This window comes from Paenibacillus apiarius, assembly GCF_017052585.1.
GTDB lineage: Bacteria > Bacillota > Bacilli > Paenibacillales > Paenibacillaceae > Paenibacillus_B > Paenibacillus_B apiarius.
Map to the genome: position 1 here is coordinate 398,567 of NZ_JAFFHZ010000001.1, position 23,212 is coordinate 421,778.

The 23,212-nt window shown below is 43.4% G+C and carries 26 protein-coding genes and 3 pseudogenes; 3 read left to right on the forward strand and 26 right to left on the reverse strand.

Annotated features, from left to right (window positions below):
- The first annotated feature begins 193 nt into the window (after positions 1-193).
- Positions 194-502 carry a CPBP family intramembrane glutamic endopeptidase gene (locus tag JSQ80_RS29915; RefSeq protein ID WP_418888889.1) on the forward strand — a complete coding sequence of 103 codons (309 nt, stop codon included), beginning with the start codon at positions 194-196 and terminating at the stop codon, positions 500-502.
- Between the two features lie 75 nt (positions 503-577).
- Here the strand turns inward: JSQ80_RS29915 and JSQ80_RS01920 are convergent, their stop codons facing one another.
- From JSQ80_RS01920 to JSQ80_RS01935, 4 genes are all read right to left on the reverse strand, one after another.
- Positions 578-1,903 carry a CitMHS family transporter gene (locus JSQ80_RS01920; RefSeq protein ID WP_206094138.1) on the reverse strand — a complete coding sequence of 442 codons (1,326 nt, stop codon included), beginning with the start codon at positions 1,901-1,903 and terminating at the stop codon, positions 578-580.
- A 170-nt stretch (positions 1,904-2,073) separates the two neighbouring features.
- The gene (locus JSQ80_RS01925; protein WP_206094139.1) at positions 2,074-2,793 is read right to left on the reverse strand and encodes a response regulator; all 720 of its coding nucleotides are present in this window, start codon (positions 2,791-2,793) and stop codon (positions 2,074-2,076) included.
- The gene (locus JSQ80_RS01930) at positions 2,790-4,418 is read right to left on the reverse strand and encodes an ATP-binding protein (protein WP_206094140.1); all 1,629 of its coding nucleotides are present in this window, start codon (positions 4,416-4,418) and stop codon (positions 2,790-2,792) included. Before JSQ80_RS01930 ends, JSQ80_RS01925 begins: the two co-directional genes overlap by 4 nt.
- Before the next feature lie 212 nt (positions 4,419-4,630).
- Entirely contained in the window at positions 4,631-5,866 is a 1,236-nt protein-coding gene (locus JSQ80_RS01935; RefSeq protein WP_206094141.1) for a macrolide family glycosyltransferase, read from the reverse strand.
- A 1,129-nt stretch (positions 5,867-6,995) separates the two neighbouring features.
- Here JSQ80_RS01935 and JSQ80_RS01940 point away from each other — a divergent pair.
- Together JSQ80_RS01940 and JSQ80_RS01945 are read left to right on the forward strand one after the other, a co-directional pair.
- A pseudogene (locus tag JSQ80_RS01940) lies at positions 6,996-7,178 on the forward strand (zinc ribbon domain-containing protein); the annotation flags it as partial.
- Positions 7,179-7,250: 72 nt separating this feature from the next.
- Positions 7,251-8,222, forward strand: coding sequence for a beta-channel forming cytolysin (locus JSQ80_RS01945; protein WP_206094142.1), 972 nt, complete (start codon positions 7,251-7,253; stop codon positions 8,220-8,222).
- A gap of 334 nt (positions 8,223-8,556) precedes the next feature.
- On the opposite strand, the gene JSQ80_RS01950 is transcribed toward JSQ80_RS01945, so the two are convergent.
- The 22 genes and pseudogenes from JSQ80_RS01950 to JSQ80_RS02040 form a co-directional block, all read right to left on the reverse strand.
- The gene (locus JSQ80_RS01950; protein ID WP_206094143.1) at positions 8,557-9,225 is read right to left on the reverse strand and encodes an RHS repeat-associated core domain-containing protein; all 669 of its coding nucleotides are present in this window, start codon (positions 9,223-9,225) and stop codon (positions 8,557-8,559) included.
- Between the two features lie 340 nt (positions 9,226-9,565).
- Positions 9,566-10,276: an alpha/beta hydrolase gene (locus tag JSQ80_RS01955; protein ID WP_206094144.1), complete on the reverse strand. Its 711-nt coding sequence runs from the start codon at positions 10,274-10,276 to the stop codon at positions 9,566-9,568.
- 101 nt (positions 10,277-10,377) lie between these two features.
- A pseudogene (locus JSQ80_RS01960) lies at positions 10,378-10,602 on the reverse strand (IS1595 family transposase); the annotation flags it as partial.
- A 66-nt stretch (positions 10,603-10,668) separates the two neighbouring features.
- A complete protein-coding gene (locus tag JSQ80_RS01965) occupies positions 10,669-11,889 on the reverse strand; it encodes an IS256 family transposase (protein WP_206094145.1) in 1,221 nt (406 codons plus the stop codon).
- 63 nt (positions 11,890-11,952) lie between these two features.
- Positions 11,953-12,225: a hypothetical protein gene (locus JSQ80_RS01970; RefSeq protein WP_206094146.1), complete on the reverse strand. Its 273-nt coding sequence runs from the start codon at positions 12,223-12,225 to the stop codon at positions 11,953-11,955.
- An 8-nt stretch (positions 12,226-12,233) separates the two neighbouring features.
- Entirely contained in the window at positions 12,234-12,365 is a 132-nt protein-coding gene (locus JSQ80_RS29380; protein WP_272491064.1) for a hypothetical protein, read from the reverse strand.
- Between the two features lie 193 nt (positions 12,366-12,558).
- Positions 12,559-13,884 (reverse strand): RHS repeat domain-containing protein, encoded by a 1,326-nt coding sequence (locus tag JSQ80_RS01975; RefSeq protein ID WP_206094147.1) that lies wholly within the window; start codon positions 13,882-13,884, stop codon positions 12,559-12,561.
- Between the two features lie 487 nt (positions 13,885-14,371).
- Positions 14,372-14,860 carry a pentapeptide repeat-containing protein gene (locus tag JSQ80_RS29670; protein WP_206094148.1) on the reverse strand — a complete coding sequence of 163 codons (489 nt, stop codon included), beginning with the start codon at positions 14,858-14,860 and terminating at the stop codon, positions 14,372-14,374.
- 91 nt (positions 14,861-14,951) lie between these two features.
- Positions 14,952-15,647 (reverse strand): RHS repeat-associated core domain-containing protein, encoded by a 696-nt coding sequence (locus JSQ80_RS01985; protein WP_272491160.1) that lies wholly within the window; start codon positions 15,645-15,647, stop codon positions 14,952-14,954.
- A 72-nt stretch (positions 15,648-15,719) separates the two neighbouring features.
- Positions 15,720-15,914, reverse strand: a pseudogene (locus JSQ80_RS30180) (hypothetical protein); the annotation flags it as partial.
- Between the two features lie 332 nt (positions 15,915-16,246).
- Positions 16,247-16,771, reverse strand: a complete 525-nt coding sequence (locus JSQ80_RS01990; protein WP_206094150.1) for a hypothetical protein — start codon at positions 16,769-16,771, stop codon at positions 16,247-16,249.
- 717 nt (positions 16,772-17,488) lie between these two features.
- The gene (locus JSQ80_RS01995; RefSeq protein WP_206094151.1) at positions 17,489-17,890 is read right to left on the reverse strand and encodes an HGGxSTG domain-containing protein; all 402 of its coding nucleotides are present in this window, start codon (positions 17,888-17,890) and stop codon (positions 17,489-17,491) included.
- A 100-nt stretch (positions 17,891-17,990) separates the two neighbouring features.
- On the reverse strand, positions 17,991-18,206 hold the full coding sequence (locus JSQ80_RS02000) for a hypothetical protein (RefSeq protein WP_206094152.1): 216 nt from the start codon (positions 18,204-18,206) through the stop codon (positions 17,991-17,993).
- A 123-nt stretch (positions 18,207-18,329) separates the two neighbouring features.
- On the reverse strand, positions 18,330-18,494 hold the full coding sequence (locus JSQ80_RS02005) for a hypothetical protein (protein ID WP_162833904.1): 165 nt from the start codon (positions 18,492-18,494) through the stop codon (positions 18,330-18,332).
- Between the two features lie 20 nt (positions 18,495-18,514).
- A complete protein-coding gene (locus JSQ80_RS02010; RefSeq protein WP_206094153.1) occupies positions 18,515-18,781 on the reverse strand; it encodes a hypothetical protein in 267 nt (88 codons plus the stop codon).
- A 4-nt stretch (positions 18,782-18,785) separates the two neighbouring features.
- On the reverse strand, positions 18,786-19,175 hold the full coding sequence (locus tag JSQ80_RS02015) for a hypothetical protein (RefSeq protein ID WP_240463469.1): 390 nt from the start codon (positions 19,173-19,175) through the stop codon (positions 18,786-18,788).
- Between the two features lie 274 nt (positions 19,176-19,449).
- Entirely contained in the window at positions 19,450-19,863 is a 414-nt protein-coding gene (locus JSQ80_RS02020; protein ID WP_206094154.1) for a hypothetical protein, read from the reverse strand.
- A gap of 275 nt (positions 19,864-20,138) precedes the next feature.
- Complete coding sequence (locus JSQ80_RS02025; RefSeq protein ID WP_206094155.1) at positions 20,139-20,993, reverse strand: RHS repeat-associated core domain-containing protein; 855 nt, start codon at positions 20,991-20,993, stop codon at positions 20,139-20,141.
- 204 nt (positions 20,994-21,197) lie between these two features.
- Positions 21,198-21,323 (reverse strand): hypothetical protein, encoded by a 126-nt coding sequence (locus tag JSQ80_RS29400; protein WP_272491065.1) that lies wholly within the window; start codon positions 21,321-21,323, stop codon positions 21,198-21,200.
- Between the two features lie 81 nt (positions 21,324-21,404).
- The gene (locus tag JSQ80_RS02030) at positions 21,405-21,656 is read right to left on the reverse strand and encodes a SecY-interacting protein Syd (protein WP_206094156.1); all 252 of its coding nucleotides are present in this window, start codon (positions 21,654-21,656) and stop codon (positions 21,405-21,407) included.
- Positions 21,657-22,223: 567 nt separating this feature from the next.
- A complete protein-coding gene (locus JSQ80_RS02035; RefSeq protein ID WP_206094157.1) occupies positions 22,224-22,694 on the reverse strand; it encodes a YxiF family protein in 471 nt (156 codons plus the stop codon).
- Positions 22,695-23,153 (reverse strand): hypothetical protein, encoded by a 459-nt coding sequence (locus JSQ80_RS02040; RefSeq protein WP_206094158.1) that lies wholly within the window; start codon positions 23,151-23,153, stop codon positions 22,695-22,697.
- Positions 23,154-23,212: the final 59 nt, after the last annotated feature.

Consider the following 23,212-nt stretch of genomic DNA (forward strand, 5'->3'; position numbering starts at 1 on the left):
TGAAATTAAATATAAGAAAAATAATTTTATTTACTGGAATAACCTTTGGTTTCACTTTGGTATTTCATATTGTAATTGCTTTTACAAATAATCCAAAAACGGACAATTCGGGTGGTATTTCATCGCAATGATTATACCCGTCCTTTTATCATTTCATTGGAATTGGACAATAGAACAATTTTTTACAATGATGATGACCGGACTAACCATTTCCACACTTTCCGCTTTCGTAGAAGAAGTTGCTTGGCGTGGTTTCCTGCGAAACGAATTGAATGGAATAAGCAGGTCTAAAGCTTATCTTGTTACTGCTCTTATATGGTCGATTTGGCACATTCCAGTGGCTGTTTTATATCGATATTCGGATGCTATTTTGGTTAACACCCTAGTATATTGTGGACAATTATTTCTTTTTTCCTTTATGATGAATTGGCTTCGAGATAAATCAAATAGTGTAATTCCAGCAAGCTTGTTTCACGGCATGCTTAATGTGTTTTATTTTTAAATGAAAAACCTTGAATGGCGCGAAGCCAATCAAGGTCAAGGAAGTCTGCGAGAAAATAGGCACGGTTCATAATCGTTAAATAATCCCCGTTATGATAGCGATAGTGACGAGAATCATGCTAATTCCCCACATCCAGACAAGCGAGTAGCGGATATGACGTCCCATTTCCAGTCCGGCTAAACCTAACGCAAGCCAGAGAGCTGGTGAAAGCGGACTCACAAACGTGCCGACGATATTTCCGATAACCATGGCGTACGCAGTGGATAAAGAAGCGACCCCGAAGCTGGCGGCAATCTGATCGACCACGGGCAGCAGCGCAAAGTAGTACGCATCCGTGCTTAATATTAAATCAAACGGCACGCCCAACAAACCGACGATGATATGCAGGTAAGGCGCAATGCTTCCCGGAAGCACCTTAACGGCGTCATTGGCAATGGCATGGAGCATTCCGGTCCCGTTTAGTATTCCTAAAAATAAGCCGGCCGCAAGAATGATTGACGCCATGGTGAGAGCATTGGGCGCATGCGCGCGCAATCTCTCCATCTGATCATTTACTTTGAAGAAGTTAAGCGGCAACGCAATACTTACCCCAATCATGAAAGCCAAGCCTGCCGGGATGATCCCGGCGACAAGCACGCCAACTACCGTTAATGCCAAGCAAGCATTGATCCAAAGCAATTTAGGACGGGCCAGCGCGTTTTCCTGCTCCGGCTTGACGTAAGCAGTCTGTCTTTCGACCGCCGCTTCAAGAGATGCCGCAACCTCTAACGAACCATAATTTCTGGTGATTCTTCTCTTTTCCCTTATGCCTAGAAGAACGGCTAAAGCAATCATGAGAATCATGCCTATGATTTGGATGGGGATAAGCGGCTTCCATAATTCCGTGACATCCGTTTCCAAGACGGTTGCCGTTCGCCCCAGAGGACCGGCCCACGGAATCATATTCATGATACTTGCGCTTCCCCCAACTAATAGGAGCAACAAATACGGATTCATTTGTAAGCGCTTGTAAACGGGTAAAAGCGCAGGAATGGTAATTAAAAAGGTCGAAGCGCCCGATCCGTCTAAATGGGCAATCGCTGCCACCACAACGGTTCCGACACTAACGGTGATTACGCTTCCGCGTGAAACAGCGACCATTTTATTAATTAGCGGATCAAACAGTCCAACGTCCTGCATAATGCCAAAAAAGATAATCGCAAAAATAAACATAATCGCGACATGGATAACCGAGCTTACGCCGTTTCCAAAGAAGCTGCCGATTTCCGAGAAACGATAACCCGCTATTAATGCGCCAAGTATCGGTGGTATCACCATGGCGACGATCGGAGTCACTTTTCCGCTAATCAGCAATGCGACAATAATTAAAATCGTAATCAGACCAATCAAACTAAGGCTCAATATGATATCCCCTTTCCGTGATAGCCGCGTTTCACACGTAACCTCATTCCGCATCGTATGAATGCGTTTACAATTCGGTGTACAGCATAATCCTTTTTAGATTAGTATGAAATTTATCACAGATGAAGGGGAGGATAAATATTGTGAACATAAAAACAATATTACTCATTTTAATGATTTTGTTCATAAGTTTCACAGATGATATATCTTCGTTCCGGCCTTCCTACCGTGCCATAGATGAGCTTCGTTTTTACCATTTTTAGAGAAACTAAATATTCTAAATAACGCCGCGCAGTTGAACGGCTGATACCTAGATCGGAGCTTAATTCAACAGCCGTAATTCCGTCCATTTCTGTTGTTGTGAATACGCGATGAATCTTGTCCAACGTAATCGAGTCAATTCCTTTCGGGAGAGCGGCCTCGCCCCTTGCAGAAGAATCAGGACGATGCAAGCCGAATAAAGCGTCGATGTCGCCTTGCTCCATTTCCTTTTTGGAATACAGGATACTCCGGTGTTCTTTATATTTTAACAGGGTTTGACTGAAGCGCTCCTCGTCTACAGGCTTAACGATATAATCAAACACCCCGCCGCGGAGAGCTTCCTGAATCGACCTTGCTTCCTTGTCCGCCGTGACGATGATGATGTCGGCTTCCTGGCAGGACTGGCGAATCTCCCACAATAAGTTCATCCCTTCCACATCGGGGATGTATACATCCAATAAAATAATATCCGGAATCGCTGCGCTGCTTTCCATATACTCCAGCGCTTCTTTTCTGCTCTTGGCTATGTATTGAACGGCAAAGCCGGCTGTTTTCTCAACATATTGCCGATGAATATCAGCTACTCTAAAATCATCCTCGATAATCAGCACCGAAAATAGGTCCTTCACGACGATCCCCTTCCGTCCTTTGGTATAACGATCATAAAGCAAGCTCCTCCGAGCTCCCCTTCCCCCTCTTCTAGTAAAATCTCGCCGCCAACGCCATTCAGCATCAGCTTCGTAAGAGCCAGGCCTGTTCCTCTATGCCTGCCCTGCTTCCTTGAAAATCCTTGCTCAAAGATGCGAGCGATATCCTTCTCGGCTACCCCCGAACCCGAATCTTCAATCTCAAAAATGCAATCGTCTCCCATATCCGTAAAAAAGATGGAAACCTTGCGCAGACCGTCTTCCTTTTGGTTTACCGACTCCAATGCATTTTCGATCACATTGCCCAGCGCGGTTAACAGCGCATCCTGCTTCCCCTCTGAAAATGGCTCATCCAACCTGCTGTCGGGATGAATAACCATAGAAATGCCAAGCTCATTGGCCTGGTTGAACTTCCCTTGCAATAAGGCCTGAATTAGAGGATCGGCTACCTTTTCCGATAAAAACGTTAATCTGGCTTGCTGGATATTGCTTTCTTTCTTAATAAAATCGATTACCTCCATAGTTCGATTATTTTGTACCAGCCCAAGTATGATATGCAGTTTATTGGAGTACTCATGCGTCTGCGCCCGCTGCGTATTCGCATATTGTTTTATTCTAGAAAGCTCCTCAGTCACGGTTTCCAGCTCTGTTTTTTTGCGGAACGTATAGACAATCCCCGTGAATGCGTCTTCCCTTACAATGGGGGTCTGATTGACGAGCACGACATCTTCGCCCAGCACCATTTCCCGGTTAACCAATCGGCTTCTGTGCTTTGCATTCGTATCCGTATTTAGCGAAGGAACAATCTCATTAAGGGATGCGCCCGCATAATTCATTTGTTTCTGCGCCATTTGCGTGAACAGAATATCTTTGGCCGCTTTATTAATCGCCGTAATGGCCCCATGATTATCCACGGCAATAATTCCTTCATGCGTAGACTGCAAAATCGCCTCTTTCTGAAGATACAAATGAGAAATCTCCTCGGGCTCCATATTATGCAATAATCTTTTGATATAAGAAGCAATAAAGATAGCTCCAGAAATGCCGAATAGAATAATCATGCTTAAGGTTATCCAGAGTGATTTGCTTTGGTCCGCAACGATTCGATGCACATCATTATTGAGAAAACCGACCGACACGACCCCCACGATCTTCCCTTCATCGGAAATGGGCACCTTTCCCCGAATCGATAACCCCAGCGTTCCTTCTTTCTTCGATACATAGGACTCGCCGTGAAGCAAGGCCCTGTCATTATCGCTCCCTACCATTTTCTCTCCGATAATGTTCGGATTGGGATGGGATTGTCTAATTTCTTCCGTGTTCCCAACAACAATAAATTCGGCTCCTGAATTCTGCTGTATCGGCTGAACAATAGCTTGAATCACCAAATAGGGCTCTTCCAATTGAAACGCTTCTTTAATTTCCGGTATATTCGCGACACTATGCGCAAGACTTAAGGCTCTTTTTCCTGTTTGATCCTCCGTCATATTCCATATAAAACGTTCCAGAAATACAGCAAAAATAGTGCATATTCCAATAATCAATAAACTGATAAGCAAGATCATCTTCAGGCGCAAATTGCATTTAATATTGGAAAACCGCTTCATGACTTCCTACTCCTAAAAGTTGAAATAATAATATTTTAGTTATGGTTAAATAATCCCATTATATCATTATCCTATTTTAGTAAAAACCGGATGCAGATGTTCTCACGCAAAAAAGGCTTACTCCTATTCAAGTGGAATAAGCCTTTGAGCTTTGTTTATTATATAAATTAATGACGCAGAGCGGTTGCCATTACAGCCTACGATTTAGGCAATTAGGTAGGAATGGGCCCTGATTGAGCCTTTCCAACAACATTCATGACCATCTCCGCGGCTCGCTCATATCCGCCAGCTTGACGCAGAGATTCGCCGATGGCGCGGGCATGCTGCTTGTAGGACGATTGATTCAATACTTCCAAGAGCGCATTTCTCAACACGGCTGGCGTAAGCTCGTCCTTATCCACAATAACCCCAGCACCAAGCTTCTGCACTTGCTGTGCCACCATAGGCTGATCAGACGTTAAAGGAATCATGACTAGCGGAACATCGTAATATAGGGCTTCGCTTGTGCTGTTCATGCCGGCATGTGTAATAAAGGCATCGACCTGCTGCAGCACTTCCAACTGCGGCAAATACGGCTTCACGATGAAGTTGTCGGGAATATGGCCTGCGAGCGGCTCCATATCCGTATCTTTGCCCGAGGATAAAATAAACTGAATCGGTTCATTGCGAAAAGCCTCGAAGCAAAGCTTATAGAAGTCAATGTTATTGTTCAAAATGCTTCCCAGCGAAATATAGACGGCATGGGCATAGGGAAGCTGATCCCGCTCCAACGAAAAATCGGGTGCATCGGTGCGAGGTGCGATGGAGGAACCGGTGAACACATAGCTGTCGTCCAGTTTCTCCACCTGTGGTTGAAAATAACGGCTTGTATGCACGATCTTTAACCGTCCATAGGCCTTGAAAATATCATCGATGTCAGGTGCGGACAGTTGGTAACGATCAGCTAATTGCCGCGCTGTGTTCATCGTTGTCTCATAGATGGATTGTATCTCTTCATCATCCAGCCCATCCACGTCATGTTCAGATCCGAGCGGCTTCACGAAAGCAAATGAGGTGATGGAGCATACTGCGGGGATGCCGAGCCTCTCCGCGATCATTTGACCGCCCCAACCTATTAAGTAATCATAAATCAAATAGTCGTAAGAATCCTGTTCGGTCAATGCGAAAACTTCCGGTATGACGGGCTCGATAAAGCCGCGCAGCACGAACTGGATAAATTGATAGGGATGCTTATATATAATTGGCTTTAATACCGGATCATCCGCGAATGATCCTCTGGCGTAAATGTAAGTCAAGACTTTCGCTCCAGTTGCTTCTATCCGTTTGCGATATTCTTCCGTGCACACATAAGTGACTTCTTCGCCGCATTTCACCAACTGTTGAACCAATCCCAACGATGGATTGACATGTCCTTCAGCAGGAGTGATGACAACCAATACACGTGCCAAATTCTCCACCTCCGATAATGGATATCTACATGACATCATTTTGTATAAGGAAGCTTGTGCATTTGTACTTCCTGTTTGATTAAGAGATGACTGTGGAACGTTGCGAGCCTCCGTTGCAATGCGGAGAGAAGCGAGCAAGCTCAGAATGACGAAGCATAGCTGGAGAGACAATGCCAGCATGACTCCGGTGAAGATCCCTCGTTAACGCGAGTGCTGTTCCTGCCCAATCGGATATTCTGCCTAACCCGGTTAGCAGGATGCTTGTTCCAACAGCGAGCTGTATGGCGTATATTTCTTTGTTACTATCTTGTATAGCGGATGTCTTAGGTGCGGGTATGTTGTGAAAGGAAGGAGTCCCATACTTAGCGCAAACGCAATGAACGGAAGCAAAATGCGACTGATAATCAGCCAAAATGGTCGTTCGAAGTAAGTCTGGGTATCGTGCAACACTGCAGTATACACAGGTGATGAGGACGACAGCACCAAAGCCTTGCAAGGCTCTTTCCGCAATCAGCATATACATATGAAGGGAAAGCGCGCTGAAATGGATGCCTTACAAACGTTGCGCAATCGCAGGGGCAATCGTTGTAATGACTAGACCCTCGGATGCTGCGGGAGTCACAATCAACATGATGCCGATGTTCAACGCTCGATACTGGGGATGGAAAAATCCCTGTCTTTTCCGCGCTTATTTCTTTTATACCTCCTTAGTTTAGTAGTTGTTTCAACAATACTCGTCATAGCAACTATTTGTTAAAAAAAGAGACATAACCAAAGTATCACGGTACTACTCAATGGTATGTCCCTTTCCCTGTCCAATACAGTTGCTATGACTATTATATTCATGACCACTATTTATGTCAATACCTGTAAAACAAGCTTCACCAATTTTCTTGCCGCTTGATCCAGAGGTTGCCTTTCCATATTGCAATGTTCGACATTGCAATGTTCGACCAGCGCTGTCCCCCGTCGTCTACTTGGGCGGTTAACTTAATTGTAACAATATATAACAACCCTTATGCAATGAGGTAACAGCAGCTATGCTACGATGACCTTAACCCGAAGAAAAGGAGGCTAACGAATGCTACAAACGCTATTGCGAAAACCAAGCCTAGCGTCGTCGTGATGGAAGAACGCTCATTTGTCAAAAGCGATAGCTCAACAAAACCTGCATGAGTTCAAACCCCAACTACAGTACAAGTGCGAAAAGTATGGTATTCGCTTTGCAAAAGCTGACAAATGGTATCTTTCCTCTAAAACCTGTTCCTGTTGCGGATACGTAAAAAAAGACTTGAGACGATCAGACAGGATTCGGAGCATCCATAGGACACCGTTTACGGTTGTCATCCCCCGATTTAGCAAGTAGAAGAATGGAGTGGAACATATGATAAAAAAGAAAAAAAGGTCACAAATATTTTTTAAAAGTATAACAGCGGTTGCTATTTTACTAGGTTCTCTAACATTAAATGGAACATCTATCTCTGCACAAGTAGCGAAAAATTCTCCAATCGATATTGGACAAGGCGCAAAGGTATATAATAACTTATCTACAAAGTTTGGCAATGAAAAAATAAAAACCTCTCTTTCTGTTTCCTTTATTGACGATCCCCATAGTAATAAACAAATTGCAGTCATTACTACAGAAGGAAGCAACATTGATGCGGACAGAAAGATCTCTTTTCCTGATCAGGATACGTATAAAGGGTATTATAGAGCGACATTACATTGGGCATCTTCTTATCGGATAGCAATGGAATTAAACGGAAATGGGGATTTTTTCAAGGTATCTCCTACGAATACAATTGATAAAAAAACGGTATCATCTACCATTGGATATACCATTGGCGGTGCAATAGGCAGTATCCCGAATAGCAGTAATAATTGGTCAACCTCCGTTTCTTATGAACAAACAGACTACAAAACGAATTTAAGAACCGATACCAATAAAAAAGTTGAATGGACGGTTCCTTTTGTTTCTGCTATGAATCAAGGATGGGGACCGTATAATAGGGATTCATTTACTGTTACTTATGGTAATGAGCTTTTTAGTAAATCTCGTAACGGCCAAGTTTGGGCAAAAGATAATTTTCTTTCTAGCGATCAGATGCCTGCTTTAGCGGCTTATAGCTTTTCTCCTGCAGTTGTCGCCGTTGTCATTGCAGATAAATTTGATTCCTCTTCTGAATTAACTGTACATTTAGGAAGAACGCAAGATAGTTATAAGCTACAATGGCATAATGAACTATTTGGTCTTGGTTATTGGGCAGGAAGCAATGAAAAAGACACCTCCCATTCAACCTTTACTACAAAATATATACTTGATTGGAAAAATCATAAATTAGTAGAGAAAAACTAAGTAAACTATGGAAAGGTCGGAGTTCATCTCCACCATCTGCGACATAAATACTGTCGAGAATTAGTCGGATCTGAAAACGGGGATCGCAAATGAGGCGAATCTCCCGTTTTCTTTGGTTTACTTCAAATTCCTATTGAATCGATCCATCACATCTCGCTCTGATTTATCCCCTACGAGGTGACTGAAGCACCCCTTAGAATAGACATTGGCCCCCCCTAGGTTACTCCGTGAACTGTGACCCGAGAGATGATGACTTTTCTGGAACTCGTTTATAACCTAATATTTCAGCAGCAACATCTGCCTCTTTATCAGTCCGATGCGGTCCATTAGGAGGTCAACTCTTTTTCGCTGGGGTCCATTTCCCTGTTTTATTATTGTAATCACTAGTTCTTTGTTGCTTACGTATATAATATCCACCATAAGCATCATTACCCGTCTCCTCATAAGGCCCTTCCTTCTTGCCGCCACCACCACATCCAACAGACTGGCTGCTGTACCCGCTCGGGTCCACGTAATTAATTGGGTTGTTCCCGACATAGGCGTACAAATTCAGACCGTCGCCGCGGTACTCGTCCTCTTGCGTAAAACGGGCAATTACAGGGTTATAGAACCGTGCGCGCAGGTAATACTGCTCCATCGTGTGGTCATACCGCTCGCCCGCATAGCGGAAGCGGTTCGGGATGCCTTCTGTGAGGGATAGGGTGCGACCGAACGCGTCGTACTCATAGCTGTTTACAATACCGCCGAGGCGGTTCGGGATGTGCGCGACATCGCCGTGCTGGTTGTTCAGGTAGTAGTAGGAATCTCCTCTGCCATCTACCTGCGCGAGCCATTCATGGCCACGGACATAGGATGCCTTGACGTTATGATCCCCGTCCAACTCATTGACCATGTTCCAGCCGTCGTACACGAAGCGGCTGGTAACGCCGTTCTCGCGAAGGCCGCTGCGCAGACCCTCGGGGTCGTAGAAGTGGCGGATATCACTGCCATCCGGCTTCTCCACCTTGGCGCCGATTGAACGCGTCGTACGAAAAGGTGGCAGTGCTGCTTTCGGTCTGTTTTGTCAAGTAGGACTTAGACCTATGCCCCTCTACCTTTTTGCCTTTCAGACAATTCTCAATGCAGACAACTTTAGCGATCTATGTCGTATTTGATGCAGTAGTCGTTTACATTCCGTATAAGGGAAATGCGTACACCTTATAAATAATATTCGTTGTTCTCCTTTTAAATTAGGCGATGTTTTAAAACAATGTTGAAATTAAATAACTTTTAAGGGAAGCCATTTTGACTTCCCTTAATTCGCTTTTAAAGAAATTTATACATCAATCATTTTTTATTATCATTTAACGTACGTAAATATGTTTTTTCAGCCATTGTCTGAAATACTGCAACTGTTCCTCAGAATGGAAATAGTGTTCTCCATTCTCCATTACTTGCAAATTACAGTTAAAACGTTTTTGAAATTCAGATACAACGTCAAACTCACATAAGTTATCTTCTGAACCATAGAGAATTGAAGTTGGATTATTCCAAGCAACAATGGGATGTTCTTTCACATAACAGTAGTAATCCCAATAGAGAGTTTGTCCAATAGGTGTAGAAATTTCTTTCTCTATTTTTAGTCTACTCTCACTTACGTTAAACCATGTCATCATATTATTTATGATACGTTCCATATTTACCACAGGAGAGAGAAACAAACACTGCTTCAACGGCTCATGGCTATATTCTAATAGGCTAAAATATGCTCCCATGCTACAAGCAAAAATGCTTATATTATTTGATAACGATTTTGCATAGGTCATAATTGTATTAAGGTCTTGAACACAGTTTTGAACTTTGCAAAGATAAGTATCATCCTTACGGTCACCATGTTGAGGTAAATCAAAACTAAGCACTTGATAACCTACTGCTGTTGCTTCTTCTGCAAATACAATAATCGAGTCATCTGCCTTATTTGACATGTTACCATGCACCACCACAAATAACTTATCTGATTTGTCACCCCACAAAATTGCTGGAATGTTTTCTATTTTAAAATTATTTTTTATCATTACAATTTATCCTCCATGAAATATAAATAATTCGTCATTCCAAATATTACAAATGTATATACCTAAATAAATATTGGCTCTCTTTCTTTAAAATCTGTTATTCATGTATAAGCATGGGCTACATTGCATTGAACCATAAAGTTCTTGATTTTAACAACTTCTTTGTCAGTTTCAAATAATTGTAGCCATTTAAACCAATACAAATAATTGCTGATATATTTAGTTGCAACACCATTAAACTTATTCATCCACTTTTTTAATTTGCTGTGTACAGCATTAATGTGTTGAATATGGTAAATTCCTTCTTTATGTTTTCCTCTTTGTAGGGTCTGTCAAGAAATATGTGTAAACTCATTTATAAGAAACTCCCCTTCGGAGGGGGGATTAACTCCTTAGCGTAAATGTTGACCGACCCGATCTGGAAAGAATACAGAGAACTGGAGCAGCATTTGCCCCCAATTCTGTACACGCCCCGTCCATTTGCGAACAACATCCATCGTCGAGAGATAGAGCATTTTGAGCAAGGCTTCGTCCGACGGAAAAATACTCTTGCCCTTTGTTACTTTGCGCAGCTGACGATGATAGCTTTCGATCATATTCGTGGTATAGATAAGCTTTCGAATTTCCGGAGGATACTTGAAGAAGGTTGCTAACTCCGCCCAATTGTTACGCCAGGAACGAACGATGAGTGGATACTTTGTTCCCCAGATTTCTTCGAAGCGATCGAGCTCAACAAGAGCAGCTTCTTCCGTTGTGGCCTTGTAGATCGGTTTAAGATCCGCCGTTACCTTCTTGAGGTCTTTATAGGAAACGTAGCGCGTGGAATTACGGATTTGGTGGATGATGCACTTCTGAATTTCGGTCTGTGGATAGCAAGCCGTGATGGCCTGAGAGAAGCCGGTCAGGTTGTCCACACAGGTGATCAGAATGTCTTGTACACCACGATTCTTCAACTCATTGAGTACGCTGAGCCAAAACTTGGCGGACTCATTCTCGCCGATCCACATGCCCAGCACGTCCTTGTTACCGTCAAGATCGATGCCGATGACCATGTACGCAGCCTTGTTGACAATAGCGCCTTCTTGCTTCACCTTAAAGTGAATGGCATCAAGAAAGACAACGGCATACACGCTCTGAATCGGCCGATTCTGCCACTCCTTAATGAGTGGCATGATTTTGTTAGTCACGTTGGAAATGAGCGTCGGTGAGACGTCGATTCCGTACAGGTTGTTTAGGTGGTCTTGGATATCTCGCGTACTTACTCCTTTGGCGTAGAGCTCAATAATCTGTTCTTCAATCCCCGTCACGTTGGATTGGTGCTTCTTGACAACGAGCGGATCGAAATCGCTATGACGATCGCGTGGAACGGTGATTTCCTGCTCACCGTATTCGCTCGTGATGGTTTTACGGCTTTTGCCATTCCGGCTATTTGTCGTTGCCTTATTCTTGGTCTGATGCTTTTCGTATCCCAGATGCGTGTCCATCTCAGCCTCCAGCATTTCCTGGATCGTTTCGGCAAAGAGGTCTTTCAGGGCATTTTGCGCATCCTGAGCGGTGACCAGATTATTCTCTTTGATAAATGCTCGCAGTTGCTCTTTCGTCCACAGTCCCATGTGTTCTCCACAACCTTTCTTCTACTTCCATTTTAGTAGGTTTTGGAGTTTACACAATCTATTTTACAGATTCAGATATTCTGTAACCCAATCACCATCTACTTGATCTAACTCAGGACAAATCTCCTTTATATTAATAGCTAAATCACCTACAGCAATTTCTGCAGCATTAAACACCGCACGTCTATTGTTGTCTTTAGAGTGAAAGTCTAAAAAATCATTTCCTCTTCTAATAAATTCAGATACCAGCACATAGCTTGATGGCTTGTCTGAGTTTTCATAGTTCCAATTAATATTTCGGATACGTGCTCTAGATTTTTCAATTATATCACCCATTTTTCACCTCATATTTTTGGTTTAAATCCTGGAAACCCACCAGGTTGTTTAGGTGCTCTTTCATGTGCAGCTTTAGTTTCATCAGTAGTTTTACCATTTTTAAAATAATTAATATCACGATAGGCCATGCCTTCTTGCATTAACTTACTTTCTGCTAATTCATGATCTGCTAATTGTCTGAACCATGATTTTTCATTAGGTGCTAACTCCCCATTTAATGCTTTTTCTCACCCGAACGCTATATCTATATCTGATCAAAGTATCCTTTATAATAATATTGACCATTTTTGTGATCTACCAAGTTTATATGTTCTGTTAATATTACATGTGACTTTAGTTTGATGGCTTCTTCCACGCTCGTCCCGTATTTCGGGCAAAAGCTTCAATCTCCTGCATATCCAAACCTGTCCTTCTCAATTTTTCATACGTCTTTAAAGCAATTTCTTCCTGTTTGAAAGAAGGCTCAAACTTAATCGGTTTAGGAGATGAAAGTTTACCACTGCCCTCAAAAGGCCCTTCCTTCTTGCCGCCGCCACCGCACGATTGGCTGCTATACCCGCTCGGGTCCACGTAATTAATCGGGTTATTCCCGACATAGGCGTACAAATTCAGACCATCGCCGCGGTACTCGTCCTCCTGCGTGAACCGGGCAATTACAGGGTTATAGAACCGCGCGCGCAGGTAATACTGCTCCGTCGTGTGATCGAATTGCTCGCCCGCATAGCGGAAGCGGTTCGGGATGCCTTCTGTGGCGGATAAGGTTCGACCGAACGCGTCGTACTCATAGCTGTTTACAATACCGCCGAGGCGGTTCGTGATGTGCGCGACATCGCCATGCTGGTTGTTCAGGTAGTAGTAGGAATCTCCTCTGCCATCCACCTGCGCCAGCCATTCATGTCCCCGGACATAGGATGCCTTGATGTTATGGTCCCCGTCCAACTCATTGACCATGTTCCATCCGTCGTACACGAAGCGGCTGGTGACGCCGTTCTCGCGCAGGCCGCTGCGCAGACCCTCCGGGTCGTAGAAGTGGCGGATATGGCTGCCATCCGGCTTCTCCACCTTGGCGGTCCGGTTGAACGCATCGTACGAATAGGTCGTGGTGCCGCTGCCAGATCGTTCAGAGACCATATTGCCTTGGCGATCGTATTCGAACTCGGTTTGGCGACTATCCTCTTCCAAGAGCGTCAACAACCGATTGCGGTTGTCGTAGGTATAGCTCGTTGTCTGGCCGTCCAACACGCGGCGAATGCGGTTCCCCGCCCGGTCGTAGCTGAACGACTCTTGCGCTCCGCTGCCGTAATCCACCTCCAGCAGGCGGTTCAGACGGTCGTAGCCGTACAGGGTGAGCTGATGCTGCTCCATCTTGGCAATCTGGTTGCCGTTGTTGTCGTAGCTATAGGTGTGCCGCATCAGGTCCCGGCCTTCTCGGCTCGTCGCCCGCAGGCTCGTCATATGGCCGTCCCCGTCATAGCCACATTGGACGTTGACGCCGCTGCCATACAGGATCGAGGCAATACGGTTGCCTTCGCCATACTTATATCTCGCTACGCTATCCCGGCCCTGCAGCACATTGCCCGCCCGATCAGATTTGAAGTAGACGATTATTGCCTTGGCGTGCTTGCTCTCGCCGCGGCATATCTGAATAATTCGAATCAATCAGGTTCATTGTTTTTCCATTGTCTATTTCCTCCTTCATTTTTTTACACGCAAAGAAGGCTTACTCCTACTCAATTTCAAGTGGAGTAAGCCTTCTAAGTTTATCAAGCGTTGTTAAGTTCGATTATATCGTTCACTCCTACTTCTAAAATCCAAACCCGGTTATATTTAGTGACTGCCTACCAATCGGAGTGATAGACCCCTCACTCGCATTGTGGCAACTGAACTTTAACTATTATTTATTATCAAATTTAATATATGCTTCTTTAATCAGGACCCGGCTCAATTCATGCAGGTCATCCATCACATAGTGAGTGGTTTTTCCCTTCTAGATCATCCCGCTCCGGTTCTCCCGGGTATCGTAAGCGTTGCGAGTTTTCCGAGTCTGGATTAGGCGGTTACGCGCATCATACTCGTAGGCAGCCATCCGCTCGCCGTCACTAACATACAGCAGGTTACCGTAAGCCCGTCAAGGGTCTTAAAGTGCTTATACTTTTATTGCTCCGTATTCTAACGGGTTAAACAACGGTGGCCAAGTAGTATCTTTATCAAATAAAGCCCCTTCAAGTAAAATATCATTTATCCTAGTACATGTCATATTGGCTCCCAATAATCTTGTCCCTTTAAAATTTGCATTCCAAACATCAGCCCCAGATAAATTAGCATTTGTTAAGTTTGCATTACTCAGGTCAGCTCCGGTTAATTTTGTGTTTGTAAGATTTGAAGATTCTAAATTCGAGTTTTGGAGTAATGCAACCATTAGTAACGCATTTGATAAATTCGTATTACTTAGGTTTGCTTCATTAATTTCCGCTCCACGTAGATTAGCTCCAATTAAACTAGACCCAGATAAATTTTCTCCATTTAAAATCGCTCGATGTAGGTCTAAATTATCTAATTTGGCTTTTTCAAGTGAATCCACTTGAACTTGAATTGGTTCATTTGCATGGCTTTTTATAATAATTATAGTATTCACCTCTTCTACTATTTATTTCCCCAATCAAATGGGTCAATCTTCACATTTTCCCATTGAACGACATTATCTGGTTTACCACCAGAGTAAGGAGTCACTGGTATATCGACTCCGGCAACTCTACCAGAGATATAACGATGATTCCCATCCACAATAATCCCATTATCAACTTTAATTGGTGGTGGAACCTCACCATTAGATAAACGTTGGGTATATCTATTAATAGCGGGCAAAGATACAGCTCCCTGTTGGTTTGTAAAGGTGCATTTTTCATTGCTTCTCTAATATGCCCTTCAGTCACTTCCATTCCTGGTTTCCAAGAACCATTACCCGTCTCCTCAAAAGGCCCTTCCTTCTTGCCGCCGCCACCACATCCAACAGACTGGCTGCTGTACCCGCTCGGGTCCACGTAATTAATCGGGTTGTTCCCGACATACGCGTACAAATTCAGACCATCGCCGCGGTACTCGTCCTCCTGCGTGAACCGGGCAATTACAGGGTTATAGAACCGCGCGCGCAGGTAATACTGCTCCGTCGTGTGATCGAATTGCTCGCCCGCATAGCGGAAGCGGTTCGGGATGCCTTCTGTGGCGGATAGGGTGCGACCAAACGCGTCGTACTCATAGCTGTTTACAATTCCGCCGAGGCGGTTCGTGATATGCGCTACATCGCCGTGCTGGTTGTTCAGATAGTAGTAGGAATCTCCTCTGCCATCCACCTGCGCCAGCCATTCATGTCCCCGGACATAGGATGCCTTGATGTTATGGTCCCCGTCCAACTCATTGACCATGTTCCATCCGTCGTACACGAAGCGGCTGGTAATGCCATTCTCGCGCAGGCCGCTGCGCAGCCCCTCCGGGTCGTAGAGGTGGCGGATAGGGCTGCCATCCGGCTTCTCCACCTTGGCGGTCCGGTTGAACGCATCGTACGAATAGGTCGTGGTGCCGCTGCCGGATCGTTCCGAGACCATATTGCCCTGGCGATCGTATTCGAACTCGGTTTGGCGACTATCCTCTTCCAAGAACGTCAACAACCGATTGCGGCTGTCGTAGGTATAGCTCGTTGTCTGCCCGTCGTATCGCCCCGCTTGCCGGTGATGCGAATTGCCGGTTCATCGCATAATAGTCGTAGGTGACGCGGTTGACGTTTGTGTCCGTCTCCTCCAGCACATTGCCCGATTTCCTCCTTCATTTTTTTACACGCAAAGAAAGCTTACTCCTACTCAATTTCAAGTGGAGTAAGCCTTCTAAGTTTATCAAGCGTGTTTGTTAAGTTCGATTGTATCGTTCACTCCTACTTCTAAAATCCAAACCCGGTTATATTTAGTGACTGCCTACCAATCGAAGTGAGAGCCCCCTCACTCGCATTGTGGCAACTGAACTTTAACTATTATTTATTATCAAATTTAATATATGTTTCTTTTGGGTAACCTCCAACCCTTGGTAAAACTCTCTCCACAAAATTCTCTTCCCAAAAATGCTTTTGTTCTATACCACCTATATTAATCCCCATAAATTGAGGATCTATAAATAGATCTTGCCCGTTTATTAATCTAATATGCAAAACATCACATATTAATGCATTTTCTCGAATCTCCAAGTTAAAAAACACCATACTGTTCACTTCATTTGTTGCTATAGGGTTTGTAAATATAACATCACCAATCTTAGCTCTACTAGGAGTCACATCTTCGATATTATTTTCATGTTTGAAGAAATCAACTATTGTAATATGAAGTCTACCATAACCATCTATTGCTTCAAGTTCGATAAACTGATCCCCAAACTCAAAATATAAAAAATTCGTATTAGCAACAAATTCAGCAACCCCGTTTTCCTCTATATGGACAACACCAGTTAAATAGATATCATCCATTGAATTGTTCTTTATTAATTCTTTAATCTTCTCGAACATTTATTATATTACCTCCGATTTTTATGGAATAAACATTATATTCAAGTCCATTGCCTTACCTTGTTCAAGAAGTGTGACCCATTCACCATTAGGTTTTGTAACCACTGTCAGACCCTTGCCCCTATATATATTAAGTATTCCCGAGTCCCTATTTATTGTGCCCTGACCAACAAATTCAATTGTTCCATCATTGATGTTTTTTGCAATATCCTGCAAGAATCTCGGTCCATCTGCTTCAAGTTTAGAATATTTTGTACCAAGTGTCTTTTCTAAAAGAGTTTTATGTTTAAGAAAATGTTTTTTGAAGTTTTTACCTGCTGTAACTACGACATCCCCAACTTCACCCGTCCCCTATGTTGTAAAGCTAAACTATTGAAAAGGAACGGTGGTTGCTAGAATACTAGCGATACCACCTGTCAGCTTGCTTGTTTTTCAGTTTGTTCGGGAAGACGGAACGCTGTTTTGTTCTTCATCATGCCATAGATGATATTCGCCGCTTGTTAACCATGATCACGGTAAGGCATTTTTACATTCATTTTTGGCTGCCACGCCTTCTGCGGTAGTAAAAAGGAGCGAAACAAAGCGAATGCTCTGTCTGCTCCTGTCTTCATCTTTGCACCCTGTCTTTTCGGGCTTGTTGCAGAATCTCGACCAACTGGTCTAACGATCCGTTACTTTTCTGCTTCTGCATATCCCTGAGCTTGCCGTTCTCCGGAATCAGTGCCGCGACATTCTCTGAACTTTGGTGATGGCATCTTCAATCGCTCTGATTTCAGCAGGGTCAGGCTTGTCCTTTTGTTCTTCTTTCCTAATACGATCCATCATACGCCGTATCCGTAACTCTGAAAGTCGATATTCGGCGTCCACTTGTACGTTCGGGTCGGTTGAAACCTGATGGTATAGCTCCTGTTCTTCCTCGGTTAGCGTATCCATCCAGATCGTTTCGTACAATCCGTGCTTCAAGGCGTTTTTGTTGCCCTTTAAGCTCTCTCTATGTTTCGCCTTATCCTTCGGCCCCGTGGATTTTCCACCATGAAACCTGCACCTCCCATTCCCTAAGGCTGCTTTCTTACAAGGCTCTCCGTTTTTCGTCTTCGCTCCGCACAGCCGTTTTCCCATCCTTTCACCGCCTAACCTCATATCATGGGGTATCGTTTCCCTGACCGGGGGGAGGGCATCTTGCCTCCAAGTTGTTTGTCTACCGTTTTCACTACATTGTTCAACATTTTTGGTCATCTTGTTCATCCATAGAGCAGGATTCTTCTAATGTTTTCCTCCTACTATCTTCCCTCTGTTTCTTATGCAACTGAAATGCCTCAAGCTGTTCTGTTTTAGCAATGAACGTCAGGCAGTCAAAGTACAGACGTGTTAGCTCTGATTTCATTTCGCTCTCGTGAAGCACCAGTTCCCATAAGAATTCTTCATGTTTCGTCATTGTGCTATTTCCTCCTGTGACTTTCGTATTTGGTTGCTCTCGTGGTTCATGCCTGCTGCGGTAAAATGTCCTTAGTTGTACGTTTGAATCGGTGCGCTGCCTAAGAGCGTTGGGCTGCATGGGTTACACTCGGGATTGCTGTGCCTTGCGCTCCCAGTATCTGCGCTCGTACTCTTTCGCTTTCAAACGGTTCTCCGGCTTCTGCCGCCATTTTCGCCGATATTCTCGTTCGTATTGTCTTCTATATTCCCGACGTGCTTCCAATGCTTCCGGGCTTAGGTTCAACATCTCTCTATTCCTCCCTCTGGTTACGTTCTGCCTGTAGCGCTATTCATCGTTTCACGTACTGCCTCCTGAACCGTCACTCTCAATTCTTCTGTTGAGCCTATATCATCAACTTCAATGATTTCACTATCGTCTACGATCTCAATTACAAAGCTATCGCTGCTCTTGTTGGCCTGCATCGTATAGGCTCCCTTCTCCGTAATCAGTTCAATTCGTTTGCCTGTGCCCTTGTACCGCTGCAACAGAGCATTCATCGTGTCATGATCGGGTTGTGGTATACGGTTACTCATCTGCCTAACCCTCCAGTTCTACAAGCTGAGCTACTTTTTCAGCCAGTATCTGCCTTGTTTGTTCCAGCCTTTCCTCTGCATCCTGAATCATTTTCGCCGCTGCTGCCTTTGCATCTTCAAGTTCTTGCTTCTGCCGTGCTAGAACTGTCTGGTTATACTGCACAAGCTGCTTGCAATCGGATGCTTCTTTTTTTAGTCTGTCTATGAGTTCTAGTGCTTGCCGGCGCGGCAGTCCATCCTTCTGCTCTGCCACCGTATCCAAATGCTCCGCTCGGTTCAACAACTGCTGAATCTCTTCGCTAACCTGAAAATCTGTACGCCCTGATTGCTGTAACACTGCCGCCTGTTCTCGTAATTCCCTTGCTTGCTGACAGTAACTACGAATTTCATCCATAAGCTGCTCGTATACTGCTTGTGCCTGTGCAATTAGTCTGCCTGCTTTACTTCCTGTTCTCGTTTTGCCACGTCATTCAGCTCCTTGTTTTATTTTCTGCACACAAAAAAGCTCATTCCTACTCATAAAACAAGTTGGAAAGAGCTTTTGAAAGTTTATCGTTTATCAAGTGTTTAAATCATTAGTGTTTGGTTTGTTGTTTGGTTTGTTGGTTGTATTGTACGACCTTGTTGTTGGAGTTGTAAACCCAGTAAATTAATTCCCCCTAACAACTCTAGTCTTGACCATCTAATTTGGCGACATATGCAATCTCTCTCATGAAAGATGTTACAGCATGACAATTTTCCAGATCATCCTCATCCAACATCGACCAATAATAAATAGTATTCTTATGAATACTAATATCTTGAAGAAGATGATATCTGATCAGGCTAGCCGAACTCTCTTCAGCCTTTCTTTCTACTATAGCATCATTGAATGATGAAATAATAATAATCATTAAAGCGAATTTTTCGTCTATGTTTAATTCGATATTTTCATAGGCGTATAAGAATTCGGTTATTCTTGAAGAATCCGACACTTCATATTCCCAGTCTTGTGAAAATTCATCAGGAGCCGGCAAGTTGATTTTCTTTACAAGACCTTCAATAGCACTCTTAGTAACATACTCCGGGTATACATTCTCCATGGTTATTTCTCCTTTTTATTATTTTCCTATTCCTGAAGAATGAGCACTGCTATATGGAAAAGCAGACCTAATTCCACCATCCTCTTTCACTATCACTCTAGCCATATCAGGTTTTATTTCAGTACCATCTGGCAAGTATCCTCTTGATTTAATAGATGATGGTAACGGAACTTCATGAACACCAGGGCCCTTCTTCGCGACCTCTGCAAGAAAATCTGCTGCACTCTTCTCATCAAGCCATTGGCTGATTTGATGTCCCTTTCCTCTGGCTCTATCTATAAGCTGATTTGGCTTTTTCTTAGCACCGTGCTCTGAAAAAGTATGACCATACGTGGGAGTACTTTTAGGATTTCCCCATTTAAAATTATTGGCAGCTTGTCCCGTCCCCTCATAAGGCCCTTCCTTCTTGCCTCCACCACCACATCCAACAGACTGGCTGCTGTACCCGCTCGGGTCCACGTAATTAATCGGGTTGTTCCCGACATACGCATACAAATCAGACCATCGCCGCGGTACTCGTCCTCCTGCGTAAACCGGGCAATTACAGGGTTATAGAACCGCGCGCGCAGATAATACTGTTCCGTCGTGTGGTCATACTGCTCGCCCGCATAGCGGAAGCGGTTCGGGATGCCTTCTGTGGCGGATAGGGTACGACCGAACGCGTCGTACTCATAGCTGTTTACAATACCGCCGAGGCGGTTCGTGATGTGCGCGACATCGCCGTGCTGGTTGTTCAGATAGTAGTAGGAATCTCCCCTGCCATCAACCTGCGCGAGCCATTCATGTCCCCGGACATAGGATGCCTTGATGTTATGGTCCCCGTCCAACTCATTGACCATGTTCCATCCGTCGTACACGAAGCGGCTGGTGACGCCGTTCTCGCGCAGGCCGCTGCGCAGACCCTCCGGGTCGTAGAAGTGGCGGATATGGCTGCCATCCGGCTTCTCCACCTTGGCGGTCCGGTTGAACGCATCGTACGAATAGGTCGTGGTGCCGCTGCCAGATCGTTCAGAGACCATATTGCCTTGGCGATCGTATTCGAACTCGGTTTGGCGACTATCCTCTTCCAAGAGCGTCAACAACCGATTGCGGTTGTCGTAGGTATAGCTCGTTGTCTGCCCGTCCAACACGCGACGAATGCGGTTCCCAGCACGTTCCGACCTTAAAGGTATGAAAAAATCCCCCTACAATCTTCATCGGAATTTAATTAAGCTACGATGTCCACTATAGAGGGCGCTATTTTGCTTTATTATTTAAATGAATATGAAGTATGGCTTCATTCATGATCGACTTAGTTTTGCAACTTAAGTCAATTAAAGATTTAAGTTTATATTTTATCTCGCTACTTGCATTTCTTTAATAAGAGTTTCCAGAGGAGTTTCTATAGATTCAGCAATCACAGCAGTACCTCCTGTTTCATACTCTTCTTGTAGTATTTCTCCAGTTTCATTATTAACCATTAAGACCAAATTTTCTAGTGAAATGAAACTAATATGAATATTCTTTAGTGGATTACCCTGACTTTCTTCGTATTTTTTTGATTAATAAAAAATGTTAATATCCTTATCTGGTTCAACAGGTCCTAGAGAAATTAACTTTGAATTATAAAAACCTTGAAGATTTAAAAACCAAAAGGAATTAAAATATTCTTTTATAGAAGAATGCACACGTAAATCAATATCCGCCTCAATTGCTTCGAAATCCTCTTGCTTTTCTTTTACTTTTGGCTCCCAATAAACATATTCGTCTTCATCTAGTTCACTTTGATAACAAGGGATTAATCTCTTATCCAAAGGAATCTTTGGTAAATTTCCGAAAACAATTATTACAGTAACTCAGTAATTCTTTGAAATAATTATCTAATGCTTCTTTTACACTCACTCTATTCACCTCTTAATTGTCAATGAATACTTGAAGTCTCTCTGCAAAAATATTTCATTTTCCCCCATACACCTATCTGTTTCTCTTTATTGAGTATTTCTCCACTCCCAGGACGAAGTGGAGTAGGATGGCTATTGATTGTCCTCCACCGCCACCATGATGATGAAGTAGCGATTCCCCATGTTAACCTACTATATTCTTATATGGAAAATAGTTATGAAATGAAGCGTCATTGACGATGCCCATCCGCTCTTCAAGTTGTGCCTTCTGGCAATATCCGCTCATTTCCTCCATTAACGCCTCGCATCAAAAAAGGCTTACTCCTACTCATATTACAAGCGGAGTAAGCCTTCTAAGTTTATCAAGCTCGTTAAGATTGGGAGGGTACTGTGTACAAAGTACAGTGTACGATTCTATTGTTTAAGATGTAAACTTAATTATCATTATTCCAAGCAGTATTACATAGTTGAAGCATAAAATCATTCGGCACAGGGTAGCCCCCAACTAGTAATAAGATAATTATGCTCTTCCACCTCTATACAGAATCCATATTCTAAATCTTTATCTATAACCAATAAATCTGCGGGTAATACTGTGTCAATCCCTAAAATGTTATGAAATATTAATTCCAAACTCAATAATATTCCTCCACTGATATTGTCCATATGGAAAAGCACAACTTGTTCATCAACGAGTAGCTTTAATTGAGAATAATTTATACCAACCCAGTTTAAAACTTCTCTGTACTCAGTACAAACTATACTATCTTTTTTAAATACCTGCTCGTACCCTTTTCTTTTCAATTCATTTGACTCATTAAAATCCATAAATTGTTCATCACATATATTTAAACGATAATAATTTAAATATAGCTCCTTCAATTTGCTTCTCTCTGCTCTTATTTCTCTCTGAAGTAACAACTCCTGTAACTTTCCCTTTCGATCCTTCAATTACTTTCTTCCCTCCTTAAATCCTTTTTTATGTTCTGGATAATGTCCTTGAATATTTGGGAAATTTGGATCTTTCCCTAAATTCTTATACCTTTGACCGTTTTCAAACAAATCCTGACCTGTATATTTGGTATCTGCAACATGAAAATGTAATCCTCGGCCATTCGGATCATTTCTGTGTTCAATAATGTACTTTTCTGCGAAGCCCGTTTTCTCTTTCACTATAAATTTATATACTTTCATGGGCTCACCAGTTTTACCAGCATTATTAGCATTAACCCATGCCTGTTTCACAGGACTTGCTGAGGTAGGTATACCAGCATCTATTTTTGCTTGATTAAACACTCGTTTTCTTGGTGGATTTTCGCCTAGCTTGTCAGTAACTTCTACCGTCTCCTCAAAAGGACCTTCCTTCTTGCCGCCACCACCGCATTTTTTACTATACCCACTCGGGTCCACGTAATTTATCGGGTTGTTCCCGACATACGCGTACAAATTCAGACCGTCGCCGCGGTACT

Excerpts from the sequence above, each read along its gene's own strand:
- JSQ80_RS01955 (WP_206094144.1), bottom strand. The coding sequence starts at position 10,276 with ATGATAAAAAATAATTTTAAAATAGAAAACATTCCAGCAATTTTGTGG.
- JSQ80_RS02000 (WP_206094152.1), bottom strand. The coding sequence starts at position 18,206 with ATGACGAAACATGAAGAATTCTTATGGGAACTGGTGCTTCACGAGAGC.
- JSQ80_RS01995 (WP_206094151.1), bottom strand. The coding sequence starts at position 17,890 with ATGGGAAAACGGCTGTGCGGAGCGAAGACGAAAAACGGAGAGCCTTGT.
- JSQ80_RS01930 (WP_206094140.1), bottom strand. The coding sequence starts at position 4,418 with ATGAAGCGGTTTTCCAATATTAAATGCAATTTGCGCCTGAAGATGATC.
- JSQ80_RS02010 (WP_206094153.1), bottom strand. The coding sequence starts at position 18,781 with ATGAGTAACCGTATACCACAACCCGATCATGACACGATGAATGCTCTG.
- JSQ80_RS01970 (WP_206094146.1), bottom strand. The coding sequence starts at position 12,225 with ATGGGTGATATAATTGAAAAATCTAGAGCACGTATCCGAAATATTAAT.
- JSQ80_RS01985 (WP_272491160.1), bottom strand. The coding sequence starts at position 15,647 with ATGGTCAATGAGTTGGACGGGGACCATAACATCAAGGCATCCTATGTC.
- JSQ80_RS29380 (WP_272491064.1), bottom strand. The coding sequence starts at position 12,365 with ATGCAAGAAGGCATGGCCTATCGTGATATTAATTATTTTAAAAATGGT.
- JSQ80_RS29915 (WP_418888889.1), top strand. The coding sequence starts at position 194 with ATGACCGGACTAACCATTTCCACACTTTCCGCTTTCGTAGAAGAAGTT.
- JSQ80_RS02005 (WP_162833904.1), bottom strand. The coding sequence starts at position 18,494 with ATGTTGAACCTAAGCCCGGAAGCATTGGAAGCACGTCGGGAATATAGA.
- JSQ80_RS02020 (WP_206094154.1), bottom strand. The coding sequence starts at position 19,863 with ATGGAGAATGTATACCCGGAGTATGTTACTAAGAGTGCTATTGAAGGT.
- JSQ80_RS01990 (WP_206094150.1), bottom strand. The coding sequence starts at position 16,771 with ATGTTCGAGAAGATTAAAGAATTAATAAAGAACAATTCAATGGATGAT.
- JSQ80_RS01965 (WP_206094145.1), bottom strand. The coding sequence starts at position 11,889 with ATGGGACTGTGGACGAAAGAGCAACTGCGAGCATTTATCAAAGAGAAT.
- JSQ80_RS01945 (WP_206094142.1), top strand. The coding sequence starts at position 7,251 with ATGATAAAAAAGAAAAAAAGGTCACAAATATTTTTTAAAAGTATAACA.
- JSQ80_RS29400 (WP_272491065.1), bottom strand. The coding sequence starts at position 21,323 with ATGGTTAATAATGAAACTGGAGAAATACTACAAGAAGAGTATGAAACA.
- JSQ80_RS02015 (WP_240463469.1), bottom strand. The coding sequence starts at position 19,175 with ATGGATGAAATTCGTAGTTACTGTCAGCAAGCAAGGGAATTACGAGAA.